The sequence below is a fragment of the Mesorhizobium sp. 2RAF21 genome, from assembly GCF_052115345.1.
In the GTDB taxonomy this organism is placed as follows: domain Bacteria; phylum Pseudomonadota; class Alphaproteobacteria; order Rhizobiales; family Rhizobiaceae; genus Mesorhizobium; species Mesorhizobium terrae.
The window spans coordinates 18,176-42,223 of sequence record NZ_JBFRGM010000008.1 but is presented as its reverse complement, the minus strand read 5'-3'; the positions used below and the strand labels follow the sequence as shown (position 1 = coordinate 42,223).

Sequence of the window (24,048 nt, the reverse complement as noted above, 5' to 3'; positions counted from 1 at the left end):
TGACGAACCCGGGACCGATGAAATCGGTCCCGGTTGTCACACCCCTTTTGCCCGAAGCAGGCAGAAAACACCGCAACCAAGAAAAAGGAGCCCTGCCATGAATTCGAGATTGTTCGCCGCGACGGCGGCATTGGCGCTCGTTGCCGCGACCGGCTTCGCCCGCGCCGAGGGCGAGCTCAACATCTACAATTGGGGCAACTACACCAACCCCGACGTGATCAAGAAGTTCGAGGAAAAGTACAAGGTCAAGGTCACCATCACCGACTACGATTCCAACGACACCGCGCTCGCCAAGGTGCGCCAGGGCGGTTCCGGTTTCGACATCGCGGTGCCGTCGCAGACGCATCTGCCGATCTGGATCCAGGAAGGCCTGCTCTTGGAAACCAATCCGGGCGGCATGGAGAATTTCAAGAACATCGCCCCGGAATGGGCCAATCCCGATTTCGACCCCGCCCGCAAATATTCGGTGCCATGGGCCTGGGGCACGGTCGGTATCGTCGTCAACAGCGACACCTACAAGGGCGACATCAACACCTGGGACATCGTCTTCAAGACGCCGGACGAGCTGAAGGGCAAGGTTAACGTCGTTCCGGAAATGAAGGACGTGATGACCGCCGCCATCCGCTATGTCGGCGGCGAGCAGTGCACGGCCGACAAGGAAGTGCTGAAGAAGGTGCGCGACCTTCTGGTGGCGGCCAAGCCGAACTGGATCGCCATGGAATATGGCGCCATCGACAAGATGGGCGCCGGCGACTTCAAGGGCTCGACCACATGGAACGGCGCCGGCCTGCGCATGCGCCTGGCGCATCCGCAGATCCACTACGGCTATCCGAAGGAAGGCTTCACCTACTGGTCCGACAACGTGGTCGTCCTGAAGGACGCCAAGAACGTCGAGAACGCCAAGCTGTTCCAGAACTTCATCATGGACCCGGAAGTTGCCGCAGGGCTTTCCGCCTATCACCGCTACGCCAATGGCGTTGCCGGCTCGGAGAAGTTCATGCCGGCCGAGATGCGCGACGCGCCCGAGATTGTCGTGCCGGCCGAGGCCAAGCCGCACGGCACGATGGCGTTGATGTGCTCGGAAGAAGCCGACGCGCTCTACAAGAAGATCTGGACCGAACTGCGCAAGTAAGTGGTCCTGTCGTCCGGCGGCAATAGCCGCCGGACGACCTGCCCGGCGCTGACGAGCATAGTCGGCACCGGCCATTGAACGACAAGTTTAGAGAATGTCGCAGGAGGCGCTTCTCATGCAGCCCTACCGCAACAGCGATCCGCATCCACCGATCATGCAGGGGACACCGCCGATCTTGGTGCCACCCCGGCTTGACTGGGACAGGGCGCCCTGGAACCGCTGGGCCTTCCAGAACATGCGCCAGATCGTGCCGACCGTGGAGGTTTGGCGTGGCACTGGCCCGGCAAGCGAATTGCCGCGCGCCGAGACCAATCTCGATGCGCTGGCTGTGACCGACAGTCTTGGCCGTCCCTCAACGCTCGCCGGCCTTCTCGACGAGACCTATACCGACGGCTTCCTGGTGCTGAAGGACGGCACGGTCGCCTATGAACGTTATTTCAACGGCATGACACCGCGTTCGTTGCATCTGTCGCAGTCGATGGCGAAATCGGTTACGGCTGCGGTCTGCGGCATCCTTGTCGGCCGGGGTCTGATCGATCCGGCAAAACCTGTGACGGCCTATCTTCCTGAACTTGCAGAAACTGGCTGGGCAGGCGCGACGGTCCAGCACGTGCTGGACATGACGACCGGCGTTAAGTTTTCGGAAGCCTATACCGATCGCTATTCCGATATCGGTCAGGTTGACGTCGCTTCCGGCTGGAAACCTGCGCCGCCCGATAGCGATCCCTCTTTCCCGTGGCCGGCCCATGTGTGGGAACTCATCCTGCGGCTGAAGGAAACCACCCGGCCACACGGCGCAGCCTTTGAATATCGGTCAATCGAGACGGATGTGCTGGCCTTCGTCATGGAACGCGTGACCGGGCGCAGGCTGGCCGAGCTTGTTTCCGGAGAGCTCTGGCAGAAGCTTGGCGCAGAGGAAAGCGCTTGTTTCACCGTGGACAGCGCCGGCTACGCGCTGGCCGACGGCGGTTTCAACGCGACGCTTCGTGACTATGCACGTTTCGGCCAGATGATCCTCGACAACGGTGCCGGCATCGTGCCCGCCGACTGGATCGAGGCGACCAGGAACGGCGTGCATGGCACGCAGTTTTCCGAGAGCCTGCCGGAAGGCAGCTACCGCAACCAGTTCTGGATCCAGGATCCGCGTTCGCGCGCGCTCATGTGCCGTGGTGTCTTCGGGCAGCTCATCCATGTGGACTGGAACAACCGGATGGTGACGGTGAAGCTGTCGTCCTTTCCGGACTTCTCCAACACACCCTATGCGGTGGCGACGCTGAAGGCGATCGCGGCAATCGCGACGGAGCTGGGCTCGGCCGCCGAATAGATCAATCGATGCAGAGCCGGTGTGGCCGCCAAGGTTCCCGCGCTGCGTGCACTACCCAGGAAGGACAGGACGTGACCAACCCAACCGCATTCGAGGACAAATTCGGCTTTCGCCGCAGCGACGTAGGCCTGGCAAACTGGCGCACGACGCCGTTCAACCGCTGGGCGTTCCAGAATGTCGGCGAACTGGTGCCCAGCGCGCGCATCGAAGCTGGCCCGGCGGCCGGCGAGACGGCGGCAGCCGATATGAGCGGTCTGCTTGGCGAAACGGTCGCGCTGGCCGAGGGCAGCGAAACCGTGGCGGGCTTTCTGGCGCGTTCGCATGCCGATGCGCTCACCGTCATGAAGGGCGGTAGATTCGTCGGCGACTGGTTCGCGCCGCATATGGCGTTCGGCAATCGTCATCTCGTCTTTTCGATCAGCAAATCGCTGACCGCGATCCTCGCCGGCATCCTGGGAGGCGAAGGCCGCCTCGATCTGGAAGCGCCGGTCACCACCTATATTCCCGAAGCGGTCGGGTCGGCCTATGGCGACGCCACGGTCCGCCACGTGCTCGACATGACGGTCAGCCTCGACTTCGAGGAAGCCTATCTCGATCCCGAGAGCGCCTTCGCCCGCTATCGCCGGGCGACGCTGTGGAACCCGGGCGGCGGCGAGGAAGGGCTGGAAGAATTCCTCCTGTCGATCAAGCGCCTGCCTGGGCCGCATGGCGAAGTGTTCCGCTACCGCTCGCCGAACTCCGACCTGCTCGGCATGCTGGTCGAGCGCGCTTCCGGCCTGCGCGTGCCGGAATTGCTGCGCGAGAAACTCTGGGCACCGCTTGGCGCCTGCGGCGAAGGCGCGATCACCGTCGATCGTCTTGGCGCGGCCCGCACCGCCGGCGGCATTTCGCTGACGCCGCGCGATCTCGCCCGCATCGGCGAGATGATGCGCCAGGGCGGTCTCGCCAATGGCACGCGCGTGGTGTCGGAGGCATGGGTTCGCGACACGACGACAGCCGGCAGCCAGGATGCCTGGAAGCGGGGCGACATGGCGCAGCTGTTCCCTGAGGGACGCTATCGCAACAAATGGTACCAGAGCGGCAAGGGTTCCTATTGCGGCATCGGCATCCACGGCCAGTGGCTGTTCGTCGATCCGGCGAGCGAGGTCGTCATCGTCAAGATGTCGTCGCAGCCGGAACCGGTCGACGATCCGCTCGACCACGAAAACGTCGCCTTCTTCGAGGCGCTAGCGACGATGGTCTAAGGCGTCTGGAGCGTCCCTTCTCCCGCAAGGGGAGAAGGCAGAAAGGGTGTTGCGGGCCGACCTCAGCTTTCGCCTGCCTCGCCGGCCAGTGCCGTGCCACGAAGCCTGCGGTCCAGCGCGCGCAGCAATTCTCCGACACGCCCGCCGCCGGGCGGTGCTGGGGGATAGCGGCATAACACCTCGATCACCCTTGGGCTGGCTAGCCGAGCGGCCTGCTCCAGATGGTCGGCGCCAGCATCCGGCGCCGCACCGGCCGCCAGTTCGGCGGCGTGGGTCGCGTGGGCGGCGGCGCCGAGAATGTGCCGGACCTGCGTGGCGCGGGCCAGCGGGTGAAGATAGGCCGCCCCGCATGCGCTCATCGCCGCCCGTGCCGCCTGGTTTGCCGCCGCATCGTCGGCTTGCCCGGCGGCCTCGAGCGCGGCCCAGGCGGCGTCGCGCAACGCCTTGCCGCGCTTGCCGCCTTGCGCGAAAGCCCGGGCGACCGCGATGGCGTCGCGCGGACGGGTATCCGAAGGATGCGATGCTTCGAAGATAGCCAGCACGCCCGCCGCGTTTTCGGCAGCATAGGCGGTGACCGCGCGCAGGTCGTCGATATCCAGAGCGATCGCGTCCGTCATTGCTCGACCGCCCCGTCAGTCTGTCTGCGGCAGCTTGGCGAGCAGCCAGCTGCGGAAACTGGCGACCGGCGGGTAGAGCCGCTTTTCGTCCGGCACCACCAGGTAATAGGCGCTGCGGCTTTGCATCGGGCCACCCGGTGCCGGCACCAACTGGCCGCGCTGCAATTCGCCGGCGATCAGGAACAGCGGCAACAGGGCGATGCCGAGGCCGGCGATGCAGGCCTGGGCGGCCGTCGAGAACTGCTCGAACTGCATGCCGGGGCCGGTCGGCGCCGCCAGCCCCTGATGCTCGAACCATTCCGCCCAGCCGCCGGGGCGCGAGGCCATGTGCAGGAGCGGCAGGCGGCCGAGGTCGCGCGGCGCGGCAACGGCGTTTGCTTCCAGGAATTCGGGCGCGGCGACCGGCGCCACCTCCTCGCGCATCAGAAGGGTCGAGGTGGCGCCCGGCCAGTCCGGCTGGCCGACATGGATGGCGGCGTCCAGCCGCTCGCGGGAGAAGTCGAACCGGCCGATGCGGGTGGCGAAGTTGATGGTGATGTCCGGGTTCTTTTCGACGAAATCGGGGATCAGCGGCATCAGCCAGCGCGTGCCGAATGTGGGCAGGATGGCAAGGTTCAGGACCCCTCCATGCCGATTGCTCATCAATCCGAGGGCCGCCTCGCGCAATTGGCCAAGTGCCGCGCGCACCGTCTCGGCATAGATCTCGCCCTCCGGCGAGAGCCGGACGTTGCGGCTGTCGCGCTCGATCAGCCGTTTGCCGAACTGATCCTCCAACTGCTTGATCTGCCGGCTGATGGCGCCCTGCGTCAACGCCAGTTCCTGTGCCGCGGCGGTGAACGAGCCGAGCCGTGCCACCGCCTCGAAGGCGGCGAGGGCGCCGGTGGCCGGCAGAAGGCGACGTTGCACGCTCATGATCCATTACTAATCGTCATTGATCGCGGTGGCAATTTCATTTGATTTTTGCGGGGCGGGGGCCGATAAGCCGGACGTTCCGCGCAATCCGGGAGAGATATGCCATGGCCGCCGACAAGAACGCCTTTGTCTGGGACGATCCGTTCCTGCTCGACGACCAGCTGTCCGAGGACGAGCGCATGATCCGCGACGGCGCGGCCGCGTTCGCTGCCGACAAGCTGATGCCGCGCATCGAAGACGCCTATATGAACGAGACGACCGACCCGGCGATCTTCCGCGAAATGGGCGAAGCCGGCCTGCTCGGCATCACCGTTCCGGAAGAATATGGCGGTCTCGGCGCCAACTACGTCACCTATGGGCTGGTCGCCCGCGAGGTCGAGCGTGTCGACAGCGGCTATCGCTCGATGATGAGCGTGCAGTCGTCGCTGGTCATGTATCCCATCCACGCCTATGGCTCGGAGGAGCAACGCAAGAAGTACCTGCCGAAGCTCGCCTCCGGCGAATGGATCGGCTGCTTCGGCCTGACCGAGCCGGACGCCGGCTCGGACCCGGGCGGCATGAAGACCCGCGCCGAGAAGACGCCTGGCGGCTACCGCATTTCCGGTTCGAAGATGTGGATTTCCAACGCGCCGATCGCCGACGTGTTCGTGGTGTGGGCGAAGTCCGCCGCGCATGACAACCAGATCCGCGGTTTTGTGCTGGAAAAGGGCATGAAGGGCCTGTCGGCGCCGAAGATCGGCGGCAAGCTGAGCCTGCGCGCCTCGATCACCGGCGAGATCGTCATGGAAGGCGTCGAGGTCGGCGAGGACGCGTTGCTGCCGAATGTCGCCGGCCTCAAGGGTCCGTTCGGCTGCCTCAACCGCGCCCGCTTTGGCATTTCCTGGGGCGCGCTGGGCGCGGCCGAGGATTGCTGGCATCGTGCCCGCCAGTATGGGCTCGACCGCAAGCAGTTCGGCAAGCCGCTGGCCGGCATGCAGCTCTACCAGAAGAAGCTCGCCGACATGCAGACCGACATCGCGCTCGGCCTGCAGGGTTCGTTGCGCGTCGGCCGCCTGATGGACGCCGGCAAGATGGCGCCGGAGATGATCTCGATCGTCAAGCGCAACAATTGCGGCAAGGCGCTCGACATCGCCCGCATGGCCCGCGACATGCATGGCGGCAACGGCATCCAGATCGGCTACCACGTGATGCGCCACGCGCAGAACCTGGAGACGGTCAACACCTATGAGGGCGCGCATGACGTGCATGCGCTGATCCTCGGCCGCGCCCAGACCGGCTTGCAGGCGTTTTTCTGAGTTGAGGCAACTTTGCCCTCCCCCATTCGCGGGGAGGGGTAAAAGGGTACGTCCTTCCAGGATGCCACGCTTCTTCATCGCCACGCTGCGGAAGACCGCCCTGGCTTTTGTCAAAAAACACTCCCCTTGAGGGAGGTGGGAAAGCGGGGCGCCGGGTCGGTGCCTCTCTGTAATAGTACGTGGCGCCTCACAGGCGCCCCGCCCGGTGTTCTTGCCCCGGACCGACCTCGCCGTCCTTCGCGACGGCAGACTTCGGGCCTCAAGCCGCCATTTGCGGCGGCCGGGTTTTTCCAGGGCCCGGACTTAGGGCTCATCACCAGACAGCGCCACCGTTAGCGCTGCCAGTCCGGCACCGACGTCCTCCCTGATACCCGGTGCGCACCAGGTTCCCTTGAGGACGGCTTTCAGGCCCAAGGATGCCGCAGACCGAAAGGGTGTGAGTTCGATTTCGATGAATTTTCCTGATCTGTTCGACCAAGGCATTGGATAGACAGGATTATTTCTTAGCCAACACGCGCTGACCTGCGTGTGTCGTCCACATCGGATGGCGTCGTTTCGCCGCCTTATGGCGAGATCAACCGATCGCGACCGGTTGCTTGCCGGCACTGCTCAGAAAGGCTGCGTCGATCAGCTTCTGCATGTCGGCGGCGCGGCGGAAGGATGGGTCGCCGTTGATGCCGGAAGTGAGCGCATCGATGAAGCGGCGCGCGTTGCGCCTGGTCTCCTTAAGGGCGATGTCACGCCAGACGGCGTCGTCGATATCCTTGCCGAAACAACCCTTGAGCGACGAGGTCTTGCCGTTGGTCTGGACCCACAGCGCACCCTTGGTGCCGTGCAGCTTGAGTTCCAGATCGTTGAGGTGGCCGGTGGCGTAGCGGGTGGCCAGGATGGTGGCCAGCGCGCCTGAACCGAAGCGCGCGGTCATCGCCATACTGTCATTGGCGTCGAGCCGGTATTTGCCGATCCGATCGCCCTCGGCCTTCGGGAAGGTGACCAGTTCGGCATTGAGGCTGGCGATGTCGTCGGCGGCGCCATAGGTGGCGAAGTCGAGAATGTGGATGCCGACATCGCCAAGCACGCCGGTCGAGCCGTGTTCGCTCGACAGCCGCCACAGCCACTGGTCCATGGCGCGCCAGTCGCCCCAGGCCTTGCCGACCAGCCAGCTCTGCCGGTAGCTCGCCTCGACATGGCGCAAGTCGCCGAGCTCGCCGGCCTCGACCATCTGGCGCGCCAGCTGCAGGGCGGGCGAGTTGCGATAGGTGAGGTTGACCATGTTGACGAGGCCGGCGCGCTCGGCCGCTTCCGTCATCTCCAGCGCGTCGGCATGGTTGGGCGCCAGCGGTTTCTCGCAGAACACATGCTTGCCGGCGGCGATCAGCTGGAGTGTGGTGTCCTTGTGAACGCCATCCGGGGTCGCGTTGATAGCGGCGTCGAACTCGCCCCAGGCAAGGGCTGCGTCGAGGCCGTCGAAGGCTTGGGCGATGCCGTTCTTTTCCGCATAGGCGGCGGCACGGCCGGGCAGGGCGTCGGCGCAGGCGACGATCCGGCATTCCGACAGCTGGCCGAATTCTTCCATGTGCTGGCCGGCAATGCCGCCGGTGCCGAGCAGGAGCAGGCGGCGCATCAGCGCAGGCCCTCTTCGCCATCCTTGTGCAGTTTCGGCCCCTTCTCCACCAACGGTTCCCTGGCGGCCGAAATCGGCACGTTCGGCGCGTCCGTCACCGCCGTCCAGGCGGGCATCGGATTGTGGGCCCAATGCACGGCGTTGCGCAGCACGGTGTGCACGTCCGGATGATGGTAGGTGGGATAGGTCTCGTGGCCGGGCCGGAAATAGAAGATGCGGCCGGCGCCACGCTGATAGGTGAGGCCGGAGCGGAACACCTCGCCGCCTTCGAACCAGGAAACGAAAACCGTCTCCATCGGCTCCGGCACGGTGAAGGGTTCGCCGTACATTTCCTCGTTGGGCAGTTCGATGCATTCGCCGAGCCCGTTGGCGATGGGATGGTTGCGGTTGACAACCCAGATGCGCTCGCGCTCGCCGGCCTCGCGCCATTTCAGCGAGCAGGGCGTGCCCATCAGCCGCTTGAAGATTTTCGAGAAATGCCCGGAATGCAGCACGATCAGGCCCATGCCTTCCCAGACGCGCTTCTGAACGCGCTCGACGATGGCGTCCTCGACCTTGCCGTGCGCGGCATGGCCCCACCAGACGAGCACGTCGGTCTTGGCCAAGCGTTCCTCGGTCAGGCCGTGCTCGGGATCCTGCAGGACGACGGTCCCGGCCTTGATGTCCTTGTCCTGGTTGAGGGCCGCCGCGATGGTGCCATGCATGCCGAGCGGATAGAGGCCGGCGACGACCTGGCTGGTCTGCTCATGAACGTTTTCGCCCCATACCAGTGCGCTGATCGGCATGCTGCTCCTCCGTGGAAAACCAATGATTGGATCGGTTCAATCTACAGTATCCAATGTCGGTTGCAAGAACGTCGGCGTTTTTTTCCGGGATGATTTATGCGGCTGCTAGCGCCTGGCGGGCCGACGGGCTGCGAAGGGCGTGGCCGGGCTTTTCAGGCGCAGTGTCACTTCGCCTTGAGCGTGGCGAGCCGGCGCAGCACTTTTTCCAGCCGGGTCCGCTTGGCCGATTGCGGAATAGAGCCGGCACGTGCCCCTACCACTTCGGCCAGGGCCTCGACGTTTTGCATCGGGGCGGCACGCAGCGCCTGTTCGGCGTACATCGGCGTCTGGTTGTCCGCGCTGGTGCGCAGGATGGCGAGCAGCCTGTCCCAGGCGAAGGAATTGCCGTTGGCGGCGAGCGTCGCCAGCATGGAAACGGCCTTGTCCTTGGCGATCACGCTGCCCTGGTCGGCGGCATCCAGGATGTCGGGCAAATGTGCCGCGATCAGCTCCGACGCGGTCGCGGCCAGGGTGTCCAGCGCCGTCAAGGCGCCCCAGACGATGCGGTTGTCACGGCTCTTCAGTGCCGTCAGGAAGGCTTGCGCATGCGGTGCGATCAGGTCGGGCCGCAGCGCGCCGATCTCGTAGAGCACCTTGATGGCGTCGTGGCGAAGCGGTTTGGCTGCGGTCGCCAGCGCATGCGCGAGAACGGCTATGTCGTCGCTATTGCCACTTGCGGCCAGAGCGGCGGCCAGCTCCTGGTTGGGTTTCTCGTCGCCTCGACCCAGCGCGCTTGCCAGCCGGGCGAGCACGCCGGCCGGCTGAGCTGGGTCGCGGCCCGAGACCATGCGGCTAACCGAAGAACTTGGCGATGATGGCATCGCCCATGGCAACGGTGGCGATTTCGGTCTTGCCTTCCGACATAATGTCTTTGGTGCGCAGGCCGTCGTCGAGAACCGCGGCGATGGCAGCCTCGAGGCGATCTGCCTCGGCGACCATGTTGAAGGAATAACGCAAGCACATGGCGAAGGAGGCGATCATGGCGATCGGGTTGGCGATGCCCTTGCCGGCAATGTCGGGGGCCGAGCCATGCACCGGCTCGTACAGCGCCTTGCGCTTGGCCGTACGGGCATCGGGCGCACCGAGCGACGCGGATGGCAGCATGCCGAGCGAGCCGGTCAGCATGGCGGCGACATCGGAAAGCATATCGCCGAACAGATTGTCGGTGACGATGACGTCGAACTGCTTGGGCCAGCGCACCAGCTGCATGCCGCCGGCGTCGGCCAGCATGTGGTCGAGCTTGACGTCGGCATATTTCGCCTTGTGCGTGGCCGTGACGACCTCGTTCCACAAGACGCCCGACTTCATGACGTTGCGCTTTTCCATCGACGTCACGTGGTTCTTGCGGGTGCGGGCGAGCTCGAAGGCGACGCCTGAGATGCGTTCGATTTCGAACGTGTCGTAGACCTGCGTGTCGATGCCGCGCTTCTGGCCATTGCCGAGGTCGATGATCTGCTTGGGCTCGCCGAAATAGACGCCGCCGGTCAGTTCGCGAACGATCAGGATGTCGAGGCCCTCGACCACTTCCTGCTTGAGTGAGGAGGAGGCGGCGAGCGCGGGATAGCAGATCGCCGGGCGCAGGTTGGCGAAGAGTTCCATGTCCTTGCGCAGGCGCAAGAGACCGGCTTCGGGGCGAACCTCGTAAGGCACGCTATCCCATTTCGGGCCGCCGACGGCGCCGAACAGCACGGCGTCCGCCGCCATCGCCTTTTCCATGTCGGCATCGGAGATCGCCGCGCCATGCGCGTCATAGGCCGAACCACCGACCAGGCCTTCGTCGGTGACGAAGCCGGAGCCGAGCTTCTCGTTCATGGCGATGATCAGTTTTTTCACTTCCGCCATGGCCTCGGGGCCGATGCCGTCGCCGGGGAGGAGGAAGAGGTTTTTCGAAGCCATGGAGACCGTCCTGGAAAAGTGCCGTGAACCGCGGTCTTGCTAGCGTTGCCGCAGCATCTGCGCAAGTCCGCGTTTGGCGAGAGCCGTCGGCCCAAGCTTATGGAAACGACCTCAGTGGTGTTCCAGAATGTTGACCAGCCGCCCGAACGGGTCGCGCACGAAGAAGCGGCGCACACCCCAGGGCTCGTCGGTCGGGCCGTATTCGACGGCAAAACCGGCCTGCTTCATGCCGGCCAGCACGGTATCGACATCGTCGACCTCGATGGAAAGGTCAGGCACCGGCGTGCCGGCGCCGCCCTGTTCGGCAAAGGATATCTGCACCGTCATGCGCTCGTTCGAGCCGTAGGTGGCGATCCAGCCATGATCCATGACCAGATCGAGGCCGAGAACGTCGCCATAGAAGCGTCGGGCCGTGGCGGTGTCGGCCGTGGCGATGTTGGCGACGATGCGCTTGACCGTCACAGGCCGGTTGCGCCGCGGCGCAGCGCGGTGACCTCGATCTCGATCTTCATTTCCGGCTTGTTGAGCAGGCACACGACCATGGTGGCGGCCGGGCGGATGTCGCCGAAATATTCGCCGAGGATGGGGAACACCTTGTCCACGTCGCTCTGGTCGGTGATGTAGTAGTGGGCGCGCACGACGTCGGCCAGTTCGAAACCACCTTGCCTGAGCGCGCCGGAAATCGTCTCGAGACAGTTGCGGGCCTGCGCCTCGACCGTGTCCGGCATGGTCATGGTGGTGTAGTCATAGCCGGTGGTGCCGGCGACGAAGCACCAGTCACCCTGGACGACAGCGCGCGAATAGCCCGCGGTCTTTTCGAAGGGCGAACCCGTCGAAATCAATCTGCGCATTGAACTGCTCCTGATCCATCGACCCCTGACAGGGTAATTATTGCGGCTGCTCGAACGCCTTCTTGAGAGCGTCCTTCATCTCATTGGGCCATTCCGCCAGCGGCGGCCAGGCGTTCGGCTCCGGCTTGTCGGTCTGCTGGGCGAAATAGAGCGCCTTGTTGTTGGCGTCGACCGCCATGAAGCCGTCGCTGCCGCCGCACGCATGCGGCACGCAGCCGGTGGCGTAGAAGGCGCCGGACGGCGTCTTTTCCGTGCCGCCGCCGACGAGCAGGCTGGTCGCGACGTCGCTCATCTTATCGCCGAGCAGTTTTTCGGCGGCCTTGTAGACGGCCTCATTGTGGAAGGCGTCGATGATGTTCTGGTATTTCGACGCATCGATGTCGCCCCAGCCAGTGTTCGGCTGCGGCGTGTAGCTCAGTCGACCGGCGATCAACAGCCCATCCTGCGGTGTCCACTTCAGCGCATCGCCGGAATCGCCGGGAAGCAGATAGGGGACGAAATAGAGCGCGTCGTCGGCGACGGAGGTCGGTGGCGCGCCGCAGTCGTTCTGGTCGACGGTGACCGATTGCAGCGTGCCGCCCTCCGGTTTCCAGGCAATCACCGTGTCGGGCCCGCACTGGTTGCCGCCCGGTCCGGCTGCGAAGAGGGCGACATTGATACCGCCCACCTTCACGATCCTGTCGAAGAAGACGTCGTAGTTGCGCGCGACTTCCTTGCCGTCGAAGGCCAGGATCTTGTCGGAATCGGGAGTTTCGGTGACGGTGAAGCTGCCGCCCTCGAAGGGGATAGGCGCCTGTTTGTCACTGCTATCGGCATCAGGCGCGGCATTGTCCGCCGGTGCCGGATTGGCTGTGGCGGCGGGAGCCTCCGTCGTTGCCGGCGCCTGCTGCGCCATCGCCGCCCCGCAAAGACTGGCCGAGACAAGAGCGGCGGCCGACAATCGCGTTAGCAATCCCATCACGGCATCTCCCGTTGAACGGCAACGGAACGCTCCGCTGCCACGGATCAGACCATATCGACAGGGTCTGATCCTAGTCCGTCCCGGCGGCCGGGCTAGGGGCCTGGCCGCCGGCAAGGAAAAGCGCCGACAGAAAACTGCCGGAAGGCGAGCGAACGCCGGTTCAGGCCCAGGGGCGCTCGGCGGCGTTGCGCTGCTCGAAGCTGGCGATAGCGCCGGCCTTTTCCATGGTCAGGCCGATGTCGTCGAGACCGTTGAGCAGGCAGTGGCGCTTGAAATCGTCGAGGTCGAAGGTGACGACGCCGCCATCCGGGCCACGGATTTCCTTGGCTTCGAGGTCGACCGAGAGGGTGGCGTTGGCGCCGCGTTCGGCGTCGTCCATCAATTTGTCGAGATCTTCCTGGCTGACCGTGATCGGCAGAATGCCGTTCTTGAAGCAGTTGTTGTAGAAGATGTCGGCGAACGAGGTCGAGATCACGCAGCGGATGCCGAAGTCGAGCAACGCCCAAGGCGCATGCTCGCGCGAGGAGCCGCAACCGAAATTGTCGCCGGCGACCAGGATCTGCGCCTTGCGGTAGGCCGGCTTGTTGAGCACGAAATCGGGGTTTTCCGAGCCGTCCTCGTTGAAGCGCATTTCGGCGAAAAGTCCCTTGGCCAGGCCCGTGCGCTTGATCGTCTTGAGATAATCCTTGGGGATAATCATGTCGGTGTCGACATTGACGATCGGCAGGGGCGCCGCAACGCCGGTGAGCTTGGTGAACTTGTCCATGGCTTTTTGCCCGTCTTGGGAGTTTGCTGGTCTCGCTTTACACAAGGAGCCGGACAAATGAAAGGCAGCTGTCATCCCGACGTTTAGGCCCAGCCCATCATCAATGAGCCGGAGCACATATAAAGACCCTTTGGCCAACAAGGCTTGACCTCAAGCGGCAACCGACGTTCTAGATCGATCATGGCGAGCGGGAATCAGCAGCGAACCGGGGCGGCAGGCCAAGCAGACAGCCTGCTTGAGCACTATCGGCCGATCGACGGCGTTGTCGACGAGATGGTGGATGCCGCTGGCAATCCGCGACCGTTGTGGAAGCCGTTCATCGCTTCGCTGGAGGCGCTCGGTCCCGAAAAGCTCGTCAAGCGCTTTGCCAGGGCTGACCAATATCTGCGCGATGCCGGCGTCTATTATCGCGTCTATGACAAGGCCGGCGCCAACGAGCGCGAATGGCCGCTGGCGCATGTGCCGCTGCTGATCGAGGAGAAGGAGTGGTCGGCAATCAGCGCCGGCCTGATCCAGCGCGCCGACCTTTTCGAAAAGATCGCCGCCGACATCTACGGACCGAACAGGCTGGTGGAGGGCGGCCTGCTGCCGCCCGGCCTGATCGCCAGCAGTCCGGAATATCTGCGGCCGCTGGCAGGAACCGTGCCTGCCGGCGGGCACTACCTGCATTTCTGCGCCTTCGAACTCGGCCGCGGGCCGGACGGGCGCTGGTGGGTGCTGGGCGACCGCATGCAGGCGCCGTCGGGGGCCGGCTTCGCGCTGGAGAACCGGGTCGCCACGACGCGCGCGCTGTCGGAACTCTATGGCGAACTGCATGTGCACCGGCTGGCCGGTTTCTTCCGGCGTTTCCGCGATGCGCTCAACACCACGGCGGCAGCCTCGCGCGGGCGCGTCGCGATCCTGACGCCGGGACCGCTCAACGAGACCTATTACGAACATGCCTATATCGCCCGCTATCTCGGCATCATGCTTTTGGAAGGCGAGGACCTGACCGTCTCGAACGGCCGGTTGATGGTGCGCACGGTGGCGGGGCTGGTGCCGATCTCCGTGCTGTGGCGGCGCATGGACGCGGCTTTCGCCGACCCGCTCGAATTGCGGCCGGATTCGCAAATCGGCACGCCGGGGCTGGTCGAAGCCGTGCGGCAAGGCGCGGTGACCGCGGTCAACGGGCTTGGCACGGGGCTTCTGGAAACGCGTGCGCTGTTGGCCTTCCTGCCGCAGATCCACAAGGAGCTTGGCGGGGAAGAATTGCTCTTGCCGAGCGTCGCGACCTGGTGGTGCGGACAGGGAGCGGAGCGCGCGCATGTGCTGGCCAATCTCGACAGGATGGTGATCGGACCGGCGCTGTCGACCCGGCTGGCCTTCGAGGATGACGGGGCCAGCGTGCTGGGCGCGGCGCTGTCGGAAGAGGAGCGGGCCGCGCTCGCCATGCGGATCGAGGTCGAGGGCGGCGATTTCGTCGGCCAGGAGGCGGTGACGCTTTCGACCACGCCGGTCTATGTCGACGGGCGGCTGGAACCGCGCCCGGCCAGCCTTCGCGTCTACCTGGCCCGCACCCCGAACGGCTGGACGGTCATGCCGGGCGGTTTCGCGCGTGTCGGTTTCTCGCTCGACCCGACCGCGATCGCCATGCAGCGCGGCGGCCAGGCGGCGGACGTCTGGGTGGTGAGCGACAAGCCGGTGGAGCGCGAGACATTGTTCCCGCGCGAAAGCGAAGGCTTCGATCGCACCGTGCCCGGCAGCCTGCCCAGCAGGGCGGCGGAAAACCTGACATGGCTCGGCCGCTACATCGAGCGGGCCGAGGACACCGCCCGCATCCTGCGCGCCTATCACGTGCGCCTGGCCGAGACTTCCGATCCCGCCATGCCGCTGCTTGCCGAACTGCGCGGCTATCTCGACCCGATCGGCATCGATGTCGCCGATCCGGTACCGCAAGGCCTGCTCGATATGCTGGACAGTGCCGTCTACAGCGCCGGCCAGATCCGCGACCGCTTTTCGCCCGATGGCTGGCTGGCGCTGAAGGACCTGTCCAAGACGCTGCATCTGTTCGAGACCACCGTTTCGCGCGGCGACGACGCGACACGCGCCATGACGGTGATCCTGCGCAAGCTGGCCGGCTTTTCCGGCCTGCTGCACGAAAACATGTACCGTTTCACCGGTTGGCGCTTCCTGGAAATCGGGCGGCGGCTGGAGCGCGGCATCCAGATGGCGCGCATGCTGACCAGGCTGACACGCGCCGACGCGCCGGAAGGCGCGCTCGACATGATGCTTGAGATCGGCGACAGCGTCATGACCCATCGCCGCCAATATCCGGTCCAGGCCGGTCGGCGCACGGTCATCGATCTGCTTGCGCTCGATCCGCTCAATCCGCGCTCGATCTTCTTCCAGGTGGAACGGCTAAAGGAAGAAATCGGGCTGCTGCCGACCGAGGGCAGCGGTGGCCATATGTCGCCGGCGGCCAAGGAGGTGCTCAGGCTCAACACGGCGCTCGCCATCAAGGAGCCGTCCGACATGACGACCCAGGCGCTCGGCGAACTGGCGGAGGAAATCGGCGGCCTCTATAACAGCCTCGCCAAGGCCTATTTCGGCTGACTCCGGTGCTCTACGACATCCGCCTCAATCTGCACTACGACTACGAGGCCGCCGCCGGCGGCGGCCGGCATCTGGTGCGGGTGCTTCCGGCTAACCTTACCGGCACCCAGCGCATCGTGGCGGCGTCGTTGTCGTTTTCGCCCAAACCTGGCGAGCGGTCGGATTTCCACGATTTCTTCGGCTCCAACGTCACCGCCATCGCCTTCCGCGAAGCGCACAGGACACTCGACGTGCATATGAGCGCGCGTGTCTCGGTGACACGGCCCGAGCCCGGCCTGGATGTTTCGCCCAATGTCGACCAGCTCGCGCTGGAGATCGGATCGGTGCGCTCGCTGGGACCGGACGCGCCGCACCATTTCCTGACCGGGACCGACTATGCCGGCCTCGATGCCGCGATCACCGCCTATGCACGCGTGAGCGCGAGCGGCTCGGCGATCGCCACCGCTACCGAGCTTTGCAACCGCATCCGGCGGGATTTCACCTATGACGGCACGGCGACCGACGTAGAGACGCGCGCCTCCGACGCTTTCGCGCTGAAACGCGGCGTCTGCCAGGACTTTTCGCATGTCATGATTGCCGGCCTGCGAGGGCTGGGCATCCCGGCCGGCTATGTCAGCGGCTTCCTGCGCACCATTCCGCCGCCCGGCAAGGAGCGGCTGGAGGGGGCGGACGCCATGCATGCCTGGGTCAGGGTCTGGTGCGGGCGGGAAGCCGGCTGGCAGGAGTTCGATCCGACCAATGGCATGCGCGCCTCCAACGACCATATCACCGTTGGTTACGGTCGCGATTACGGCGATGTCGCGCCGATCGTCGGCGTGCTGAAAACGACCGGCGGCCAGGCCGGCGTGCAGGCCGTGGATGTCATCCCCGTGACGCGCGGCAAGGCCTGAGCGGACGCCGCCCGCGGCGCCGCCGAAATTTCAGATTTTTTGTCGACGCAATGTCGGGAAATACCTAACTCTTACGTCCTTAGACACAGAAAGGGTTTGCAATGCTCTACGCCGTCCTCTGCTATGCCTCCGAAGACGTCGTCGGTACCTGGACCAAGGAGCAGGACGACGAGATCATGGTCAAGCTGTCGAAGGTGCAGGAGAAGTACGTCAAGGCCGGGAAACTCGGCCCTGTGGCGCGCCTCCTGCCGACGACCGCCGCCACAACGCTGCGCAAGGTCAAGGGCGAGCCGCTGGTCATCGACGGGCCGTTTGCCGAGACCAAGGAGCAGTTCCTCGGCTTCTATACGATCGATTGCGACAATCTCGACGAGGCGCTGGACTTCGCGCGGGAGCTTTCGGACGTCAATCCCAGCGGCGGATCCTACGAGATCCGGCCGATTTCCATGTTCGACAGAGTAAGGGTTCCCGTATGAGCGATCTCGCCTGGATCAGCAACACCATCAGCGCCGCGCGCCCGCAGGCGATGGGGGCGTTGCTGCGCTACTTCCGCGATCTCGATACGGCGGAGGAAGCATTCCAGGACGCATGCCTGCGCGCCTTGAAGAGTTGGCCGCAGAACGGACCACCGCGCGATCCCGCCGCCTGGCTGATCTTCGTCGGCCGCAACAGCGGCATCGACGCGGTGCGCAAGCGAAGCAAGCAGACGGCGATGCCGGACGAGGACCAGGTTTCCGATCTGGAGGATGCGGAAGCCGACATCGCTGAGCGGCTGGACGGCGCGCATTACCGGGACGACATCCTGAGGCTGTTGTTCATCTGCTGCCACCCGGACCTGCCGTCCACCCAGCAGATCGCGGTGGCCTTGCGCATCGTTTCCGGCCTTTCGGTGAAACAGATAGCGCGTGCGTTCCTGGTCGGTGAAAGCGCCATGGAACAGCGCATCACCCGCGCCAAGGCGCGCATCGCGGATGCCGGCGTGCCGTTCGAGGCGCCGGGCGCGGTGGAGCGGGCCGAGCGGTTGGCCGCCGTCATGGCGATGGTCTATCTCGTCTTCAACGAAGGTTACTCCACCAACAGCAGCGAAGCGCCGGCGCGCGAGCCTCTATGCGAGGAAGCGATCCGGCTTGCCCGCTTGCTGCTGCGGCTGTTCCAGACCGAGGCGGAAGTGATGGGCCTGACGGCGCTGATGCTGCTGCAGCATGCGCGGGCGCCGGCGCGTTTCGACGCCAATGGCGAAATCGTGCTTCTGGAGGACCAGGACCGCACGCAGTGGAACCGCAAGATGATCGAGGAAGGTTTGGCTCTCGTCGACAAGGCGCTGCGCCACCGCAAGCCCGGCCCCTATCAGGTGCAGGCCGCGATCGCCGCGTTGCATGCCCGCGCGGCCAAGGCAGCGGAGACGGACTGGCAGGAAATCGACCTGCTCTACGGCCTGCTCGAGCGCATGCAGCCGTCGCCGGTGGTAACGCTGAACCGCGCTGTCGCCGTCTCCAAGGTGCGCGGGCCGGAGGAAGCGCTGGCCATGATCGAACCGCTTGCCGAGCGGCTTTCCGGCTATTTCCATTTCTTCGGGCTGAAGGGCGGGCTGTTGATGCAGCTTGGCCGCAACGAGGAGGCGCGTGTCGCCTTCGACAGGGCGATCGCGCTGGCCAATACGGCGGCGGAAGCGGCCCACATCCGCATGCATCTCGATCGATTGAAGGCGGAAGCCGCGCAAGGCAAGGCTGAAAAGGCCAGCTAGGTCGAAGGCACGATCATTCGTTCGGATCGTTTTTCACTGGATCAATCGTCACTGCCACAGGCTTGGACCATGCCGGGGTGGCGGTTTGCCCCTGAAACGGGTAATGCCACGCCAAAGACCCGCGCAGGAGGAGCCGCGGGGTGGCGGATGGCTGCTGCTGTCGCCATATCAGCACAAATTCGAAAGGGATGACGATGACGATTGCGAAGGAAACCGCCGAACTGCTCGCGAAACTTGGCGTTGCCAAGGAAGCCCTTTCGGGCGGCGATCTGGTGGTGCGCAGCCCGGTGACGGGCGAGCAGCTTGCGGCGCTGAAGCAGATTTCGGCGGCCGATGCCGGCAAGGCGATCGATGCCGCGCATGAGGCCTTCAAGGCCTGGCGCCTGGTGCCCGGTCCGAAGCGCGGCGAACTGGTGCGGCTGCTGGGTGAAGAACTGCGCGCCCACAAGGCCGAGCTCGGCCGCCTGGTTTCGATCGAGGTCGGCAAGATCCCGTCCGAGGGTCTGGGCGAAGTGCAGGAAATGATCGACATCTGCGATTTCGCCGTCGGCCTGTCGCGCCAGCTCTACGGCCTGACCATCGCCACCGAGCGCCCCGGCCACCGCATGATGGAGACCTGGCATCCGCTCGGCGTCGTCGGCGTCATCTCGGCCTTTAACTTCCCGGTCGCCGTGTGGTCGTGGAACGCGGCGCTGGCGCTGGTTTGCGGCGACTCCGTGGTGTGGAAGCCGTCCGAAAAGACGCCGCTGACCGCGCTCGCCTGCGAGGCGATCTTCGCACGCGCCGTCAAGCGCTTCGGCACTGATGCGCCGGCCAATCTGGCACCGGTGCTGATCGGTGAGCGCGGCATCGGCGAAGTGCTGGTCGACAATCCCAAGGTGGCGCTGGTTTCGGCCACCGGCTCGACCCGCATGGGTCGCGAGGTCGGCCCGCGGCTGGCCAAGCGTTTCGCGCGCGCCGTGCTTGAACTCGGCGGCAACAATGCCGGCATCGTCTGCCCGTCGGCCGATCTCGACATGGCGCTGCGCGCCATCGCCTTCGGCGCCATGGGCACCGCCGGCCAGCGCTGCACCACGCTGCGCCGCCTGTTCGTGCATGAGAGCGTCTATGACCAGCTCGTGCCGCGCCTGAAGAAGGCTTATGAGAGCGTTTCGGTCGGCAATCCGCTGGAAACCTCGTCGCTGGTCGGCCCGCTGATCGACAAGATGGCGTTCGACGGCATGCAGAAGGCACTGAAGGAAGCCGGCGAGCATGGCGGCAAGATCACCGGCGGCGCTCGCGTCGAGAACGGCCATAAGGATGCCTATTATGTGCGTCCGGCGCTGGTCGAGATGCCGAAGCAGGCCGGCCCGGTTCTGGAAGAGACCTTCGCGCCGATCCTCTATGTGATGAAATATTCCGACTTCGACCAGGTGCTCGACCTGCACAATGCGGTGGGCGCGGGCCTGTCGTCGTCGATCTTCACGCGCGACCTGCAGGAATCGGAACGCTTCCTCAGCGCCGACGGTTCCGACTGCGGCATCGCCAACGTCAATATCGGCACCTCCGGCGCCGAAATCGGCGGTGCGTTCGGTGGCGAGAAGGAAACCGGCGGCGGTCGCGAGAGCGGCTCGGACGCCTGGAAGGCCTATATGCGCCGCGCTACCAACACGGTGAATTATTCCAAGGCACTGCCGCTGGCGCAGGGCGTGTCCTTCGACATCGATTAAGCGATCTCGCGCTTTCCGAGCATGATGAACGGCGGGCCTTGGTCCGCCGTTTTTCGTTGTCTTCGCATCGCCGGCGTTCCGGGTGGCGTTCGGCCTATCCGGGTAGGGGCTTGGCCTACCCGGCAGGCAGGTTTGTGCCGACGCTAGATGGTGGAAGGTTCCACCTTGGCAGGTGTTGTGAGAGGCGCGGCAGGAAAAGATTATTCTTCCCACGGCGGAGCCCGCCGAATTGCCCGCCGGCCTTGGCAAGGGTTGGCGCAGACAGATCGGGAGGATCATCATGGCTGGTTTCACGCATCTCTTCATCCCAGGGCCGACAAACATTCCGGAGCAGGTCCGGCAGGCCATGAACCTGCCGATGGAGGATATGCGCGCCTCGACCTTTCCCGAGCTGACGCTTGGCCTGTTCGCCGGGTTGAAGCGGGTGTTCAAGAACGAAAGCGGCCGCGTCTTCATCTACCCGTCGTCGGGCACCGGCGCCTGGGAATCAGCGATGACCAACACGCTCAGCCCTGGCGACCGCGTGCTGATGTCGCGTTTCGGCCAGTTCTCGCATCTGTGGGTCGACATGGCCGAGCGGCTCGGCCTCGAGGTCGACGTCATCGACACCGAATGGGGCACCGGCGTGCCGGTCGAGATCTATGCGGAGCGACTCGCGGCGGACAAGGAGCACCGTATCAAGGCGGTGTTCTGCACGCATAACGAGACGGCGACCGGCGTGACCAGCGATGTCGCCGGCGTGCGCAAGGGGTTGGATGCGGCAAACCATCCGGCGCTGCTCTTCGTCGACGGTGTCTCGTCGATTGGCTCGATCGATTTCCGCCAGGACGAGTGGGGCGTCGACTGCGCCGTCTCGGGCTCGCAGAAAGGTTTCATGCTGCCGGCCGGCCTGGGGTTCCTCTCGGTCAGCCAGAAGGCACTTGAAGCGGCCAAGACCGCAAAGGGCCGCCGCTGCTATTTCTCCTTCGATGACATGATCCGCAACAACGACAACGGCTTTTTCCCCTACACGCCGGCGACGCAACTGTTGCGCGGCCTGCGCGTCTCGCTCGATCTCATCGAGGCCGAAGGGCTGGAGGCGATCTTCGCCCGTCATCACCATCTCGCGGAAGGCGTGCGCAAGGCGGTCGATGCCTGGGGGCTGAAGCTCTGCGCCAAGGAGCGCAAATGGCATTCCGACACGGTGAGCGCCATCCATGTGCCGGAAGGCATCGACAGCGCGGAAGTCGTCAAGCGCGCATACCACAAGTACCAGACGTCGCTTGGCGTCGGCCTGAACAAGGTGGCGGGCAAGGTGTTCCGCATCGGCCATCTCGGCTGGTTGAACGAGGTGATGGTGTGCGGCGCTCTCTCGGCGGCGGAAATGGCGCTGCGTGACTGTGGCGTGAAGCTGGCGCCGGGTTCCGGCGTCGGCGCCGCGCTCGAGCACTTCCGGCTGGCCGGGCCGGTCGCCGTCGCCAAGGCCGCTTGAGCAGAGCGCGGGGAGAGCCGGCATGAGCCACACCATCAACCATCTGCGCAAGCTGCGGCTGCAGCGCTCCGAGCTTGCGGTCCCGGGTTCCAATCCGGACATGATCACGAAGGCGGCGTCGAGCGCCGCCGACTTCATCTTCCTCGATATCGAGGATGCCGTGGCGCCGCCCGACAAGGAGCGCGCGCGCAAGAACATCATCGAGGCGCTGAACGACATCGATTGGCGCGCCAAGGGCAAGACCGTGTCGGTGCGCATCAACGGCCTCGACACCCACTACATGTATCGCGACGTCGTCGACATCATGGAACAGGCCGGCGACCGGCTGGATACGATCCTGGTGCCGAAGGTCGGTGTGCCGGCCGATCTCTACATGGTCGAGGCGATGGTCAACCAGATCGAGATGGCCAAGGGCTACAAGACACGCGTCGGCCTCGAAGCCCTGATCGAGACGGCACTCGGCATGGCCAATGTCGAGGCGATCGCCGCCTTCGGAAGCCGGCTGGAGGCGCTGCATTTCGGTGTCGCCGACTATGCGGCGAGCTGCAAGGCGCGCACGGTCAATATCGGCGGTCTCAATCCCGACTATCCCGGCGACCAATGGCATTTTGCGCTGTCGCGCATGACGGTCGCCTGCCGGGCCTACGGTCTTCGCGCCATCGACGGTCCGTTCGGCGATTTCTCCGATCCGGACGGCTACATCGCGGCCGCCCGCCGGGCGGCGGCGCTGGGCATCGAGGGCAAATGGGCCATCCATCCTTCGCAGATCGAACTCGCCAATGCGGTGTTCTCGCCGCCGGAGAAGGAAGTCACTCGCGCCCGCCGCATCATCGAAGTGCTGAAGGAGGCGGAAGAACAGGGCAAGGGTGCGGCCGCGCTCGACGGCAAGATGATCGATGCCGCCTCCGAACGCATGGCCCGCAATGTGCTGGTGACGCACGAAGCAATCGAGCAGTCGGCGCGTTCGCGCCAGGCGCTGCCGAACTAAGAGGGAGTTCGACATGGACATTCACGAATATCAGGCCAAGGAACTGCTTTCGCGCCACTCCGTCCACATTCCGCGTGGCGGGCTGGCCTACAGTCCCGAACAAGCCGCCTACCGCACCCGCGAGATCGGCGGCGACAAATGGGTGGTGAAGGCGCAGATCCATTCCGGCGCGCGCGGCAAGGCCGGCGGCATCCGCATCTGCAAGTCCGACAAGGAAGTGTCCGATGCCGCCGAAACCATGCTCGGCCGCAAGCTGGTGACGCATCAGACCGGGCCGCGCGGCAAATTGGTGTCGCGTCTCTACATCGAGGAAACCGTCGATATCCGCCAGGAGATCTATCTCGGCTTCGTGCTCGACCGGAAGGCCGAGCGCGTGATGATCGTGGCGTCGGCCTCCGGTGGCATGGAGATCGAGGAGATCGCCGAGCGGCAGCCGGATTCCATCATCCGCGCCACCGTCGACCCGGGTGTCGGCATGCAGCAGTTCCAGGCGCGCGAGATCGCCTTCGGGCTGGGGCTGGAAAACAGCCTGATCGGCAAGGCGACCGACACCATCATGGGCTGCTACCAGGTGTTTCGCGACTATGACGCCTCGATGCTGGAGATCAATCCGCTCGCGGTGACCCGCGAAGGCAATCTGATGGCGCTGGATGCCAAGATGTCGTTCGACGAGAACGCGCTGTTCCGCCGGCCGGAGATTTCGGAACTGCGCGACAAATCGCAGGAAGACCCGCGCGAAACCTTCGCCAGCGACCGCGGTCTCTCCTATGTCGGCCTCGACGGCAATATCGGCTGCATCATCAATGGCGCCGGGCTGGCGATGGCGACGATGGACATGATCAAGATCGCCGGCGGCGAGCCCGCGAACTTCCTCGATATCGGCGGCGGCGCTTCGCCGGAGCGGGTGGCCAAGGCGTTCCGCGCGGTGCTCGCCGACAAGAATGTCGAGGCCATTCTCGTCAACATCTTCGCCGGCATCAACCGCTGCGACTGGGTGGCCGAGGGCGTGCTCAAGGCCATGACAGAAGTGGGGGTCAATGTGCCTCTGGTGGTGCGGCTTGCCGGCACCAATGTCGAGGAAGGCCGCCGTATTCTCAGCGCTTCGGGCCAAACCATCATCGTGGCCGAAACGCTTGCGGAAGCCGCTGAAAAGGCGGTCGCCGCGATGCGCCAGTCGACGCTCAAGAAAGCCAGCTGAGGGAGGACCA

General features: G+C 65.0%; 22 protein-coding genes. 12 read left to right on the top strand and 10 right to left on the bottom strand.

Annotated elements, in window-relative coordinates; genetic code table 11:
* Nucleotides 1-97: 97 nt before the first annotated feature.
* The 3 genes from AB4136_RS14290 to AB4136_RS14280 all read left to right on the top strand — a co-directional run bounded on the left by AB4136_RS14290 (nucleotide 98) and on the right by AB4136_RS14280 (nucleotide 3,700).
* Nucleotides 98-1,132 carry an extracellular solute-binding protein gene (locus AB4136_RS14290; protein WP_024925754.1) on the top strand — a complete coding sequence of 345 codons (1,035 nt, stop codon included), beginning with the start codon at nucleotides 98-100 and terminating at the stop codon, nucleotides 1,130-1,132.
* A 115-nt stretch (nucleotides 1,133-1,247) separates the two neighbouring features.
* Nucleotides 1,248-2,456, top strand: a complete 1,209-nt coding sequence (locus tag AB4136_RS14285) for a serine hydrolase domain-containing protein (protein WP_024925753.1) — start codon at nucleotides 1,248-1,250, stop codon at nucleotides 2,454-2,456.
* A 71-nt stretch (nucleotides 2,457-2,527) separates the two neighbouring features.
* On the top strand, nucleotides 2,528-3,700 hold the full coding sequence (locus AB4136_RS14280; protein WP_024925752.1) for a serine hydrolase domain-containing protein: 1,173 nt from the start codon (nucleotides 2,528-2,530) through the stop codon (nucleotides 3,698-3,700).
* A 62-nt stretch (nucleotides 3,701-3,762) separates the two neighbouring features.
* Here the strand turns inward: AB4136_RS14280 and AB4136_RS14275 are convergent, their stop codons facing one another.
* Both AB4136_RS14275 and AB4136_RS14270 read right to left on the bottom strand, forming a co-directional pair.
* The gene (locus AB4136_RS14275; protein ID WP_024925751.1) at nucleotides 3,763-4,317 is read right to left on the bottom strand and encodes a putative immunity protein; all 555 of its coding nucleotides are present in this window, start codon (nucleotides 4,315-4,317) and stop codon (nucleotides 3,763-3,765) included.
* A 15-nt stretch (nucleotides 4,318-4,332) separates the two neighbouring features.
* Nucleotides 4,333-5,229, bottom strand: a complete 897-nt coding sequence (locus AB4136_RS14270) for a LysR family transcriptional regulator (protein WP_024925750.1) — start codon at nucleotides 5,227-5,229, stop codon at nucleotides 4,333-4,335.
* Nucleotides 5,230-5,333: 104 nt separating this feature from the next.
* Between AB4136_RS14270 and AB4136_RS14265 the strand changes: the two genes are divergently transcribed.
* Nucleotides 5,334-6,524 (top strand): acyl-CoA dehydrogenase, encoded by a 1,191-nt coding sequence (locus AB4136_RS14265; protein WP_024925749.1) that lies wholly within the window; start codon nucleotides 5,334-5,336, stop codon nucleotides 6,522-6,524.
* A gap of 574 nt (nucleotides 6,525-7,098) precedes the next feature.
* On the opposite strand, the gene AB4136_RS14260 is transcribed toward AB4136_RS14265, so the two are convergent.
* The 8 genes from AB4136_RS14260 to leuD form a co-directional block, all read right to left on the bottom strand.
* Nucleotides 7,099-8,148 carry a Gfo/Idh/MocA family protein gene (locus tag AB4136_RS14260; RefSeq protein WP_137900633.1) on the bottom strand — a complete coding sequence of 350 codons (1,050 nt, stop codon included), beginning with the start codon at nucleotides 8,146-8,148 and terminating at the stop codon, nucleotides 7,099-7,101.
* Nucleotides 8,148-8,933 (bottom strand): ThuA domain-containing protein, encoded by a 786-nt coding sequence (locus AB4136_RS14255; protein ID WP_137900632.1) that lies wholly within the window; start codon nucleotides 8,931-8,933, stop codon nucleotides 8,148-8,150. Before AB4136_RS14255 ends, AB4136_RS14260 begins: the two co-directional genes overlap by 1 nt.
* A 164-nt stretch (nucleotides 8,934-9,097) precedes the next feature.
* A complete protein-coding gene (locus AB4136_RS14250; RefSeq protein ID WP_137900631.1) occupies nucleotides 9,098-9,760 on the bottom strand; it encodes a hypothetical protein in 663 nt (220 codons plus the stop codon).
* A gap of 4 nt (nucleotides 9,761-9,764) precedes the next feature.
* On the bottom strand, nucleotides 9,765-10,868 hold the full coding sequence (gene leuB, locus AB4136_RS14245) for a 3-isopropylmalate dehydrogenase (RefSeq protein ID WP_137900630.1): 1,104 nt from the start codon (nucleotides 10,866-10,868) through the stop codon (nucleotides 9,765-9,767).
* Between the two features lie 111 nt (nucleotides 10,869-10,979).
* Nucleotides 10,980-11,330, bottom strand: a complete 351-nt coding sequence (locus tag AB4136_RS14240; protein ID WP_137900629.1) for a VOC family protein — start codon at nucleotides 11,328-11,330, stop codon at nucleotides 10,980-10,982.
* Nucleotides 11,327-11,719: a RidA family protein gene (locus AB4136_RS14235; RefSeq protein ID WP_137900628.1), complete on the bottom strand. Its 393-nt coding sequence runs from the start codon at nucleotides 11,717-11,719 to the stop codon at nucleotides 11,327-11,329. Before AB4136_RS14235 ends, AB4136_RS14240 begins: the two co-directional genes overlap by 4 nt.
* A 37-nt stretch (nucleotides 11,720-11,756) precedes the next feature.
* Complete coding sequence (locus AB4136_RS14230) at nucleotides 11,757-12,677, bottom strand: hypothetical protein (RefSeq protein ID WP_137900627.1); 921 nt, start codon at nucleotides 12,675-12,677, stop codon at nucleotides 11,757-11,759.
* A gap of 163 nt (nucleotides 12,678-12,840) precedes the next feature.
* Nucleotides 12,841-13,446: a 3-isopropylmalate dehydratase small subunit gene (leuD, locus tag AB4136_RS14225; RefSeq protein WP_024925741.1), complete on the bottom strand. Its 606-nt coding sequence runs from the start codon at nucleotides 13,444-13,446 to the stop codon at nucleotides 12,841-12,843.
* Between the two features lie 180 nt (nucleotides 13,447-13,626).
* On the opposite strand from leuD, the gene AB4136_RS14220 reads away from it, so the two are divergent.
* The 8 genes from AB4136_RS14220 to AB4136_RS14185 all read left to right on the top strand — a co-directional run bounded on the left by AB4136_RS14220 (nucleotide 13,627) and on the right by AB4136_RS14185 (nucleotide 24,038).
* Nucleotides 13,627-16,038, top strand: coding sequence for a circularly permuted type 2 ATP-grasp protein (locus tag AB4136_RS14220; protein ID WP_024925740.1), 2,412 nt, complete (start codon nucleotides 13,627-13,629; stop codon nucleotides 16,036-16,038).
* Nucleotides 16,039-16,043: 5 nt separating this feature from the next.
* Complete coding sequence (locus tag AB4136_RS14215) at nucleotides 16,044-16,928, top strand: transglutaminase family protein (protein WP_024925739.1); 885 nt, start codon at nucleotides 16,044-16,046, stop codon at nucleotides 16,926-16,928.
* A 101-nt stretch (nucleotides 16,929-17,029) separates the two neighbouring features.
* Nucleotides 17,030-17,404 carry a YciI family protein gene (locus AB4136_RS14210; protein WP_024925738.1) on the top strand — a complete coding sequence of 125 codons (375 nt, stop codon included), beginning with the start codon at nucleotides 17,030-17,032 and terminating at the stop codon, nucleotides 17,402-17,404.
* Complete coding sequence (locus tag AB4136_RS14205) at nucleotides 17,401-18,672, top strand: RNA polymerase sigma factor (protein WP_024925737.1); 1,272 nt, start codon at nucleotides 17,401-17,403, stop codon at nucleotides 18,670-18,672. The genes AB4136_RS14210 and AB4136_RS14205 overlap by 4 nt, the downstream gene beginning before the upstream one ends.
* A gap of 194 nt (nucleotides 18,673-18,866) precedes the next feature.
* A complete protein-coding gene (amaB, locus tag AB4136_RS14200; protein ID WP_024925736.1) occupies nucleotides 18,867-20,381 on the top strand; it encodes an L-piperidine-6-carboxylate dehydrogenase in 1,515 nt (504 codons plus the stop codon).
* A gap of 280 nt (nucleotides 20,382-20,661) precedes the next feature.
* Nucleotides 20,662-21,852: an aminotransferase class V-fold PLP-dependent enzyme gene (locus AB4136_RS14195; RefSeq protein WP_024925735.1), complete on the top strand. Its 1,191-nt coding sequence runs from the start codon at nucleotides 20,662-20,664 to the stop codon at nucleotides 21,850-21,852.
* Between the two features lie 22 nt (nucleotides 21,853-21,874).
* Nucleotides 21,875-22,840: an HpcH/HpaI aldolase/citrate lyase family protein gene (locus tag AB4136_RS14190; RefSeq protein ID WP_024925734.1), complete on the top strand. Its 966-nt coding sequence runs from the start codon at nucleotides 21,875-21,877 to the stop codon at nucleotides 22,838-22,840.
* Nucleotides 22,841-22,853: 13 nt separating this feature from the next.
* Complete coding sequence (locus tag AB4136_RS14185; protein ID WP_024925733.1) at nucleotides 22,854-24,038, top strand: malate--CoA ligase subunit beta; 1,185 nt, start codon at nucleotides 22,854-22,856, stop codon at nucleotides 24,036-24,038.
* Nucleotides 24,039-24,048: the final 10 nt, after the last annotated feature.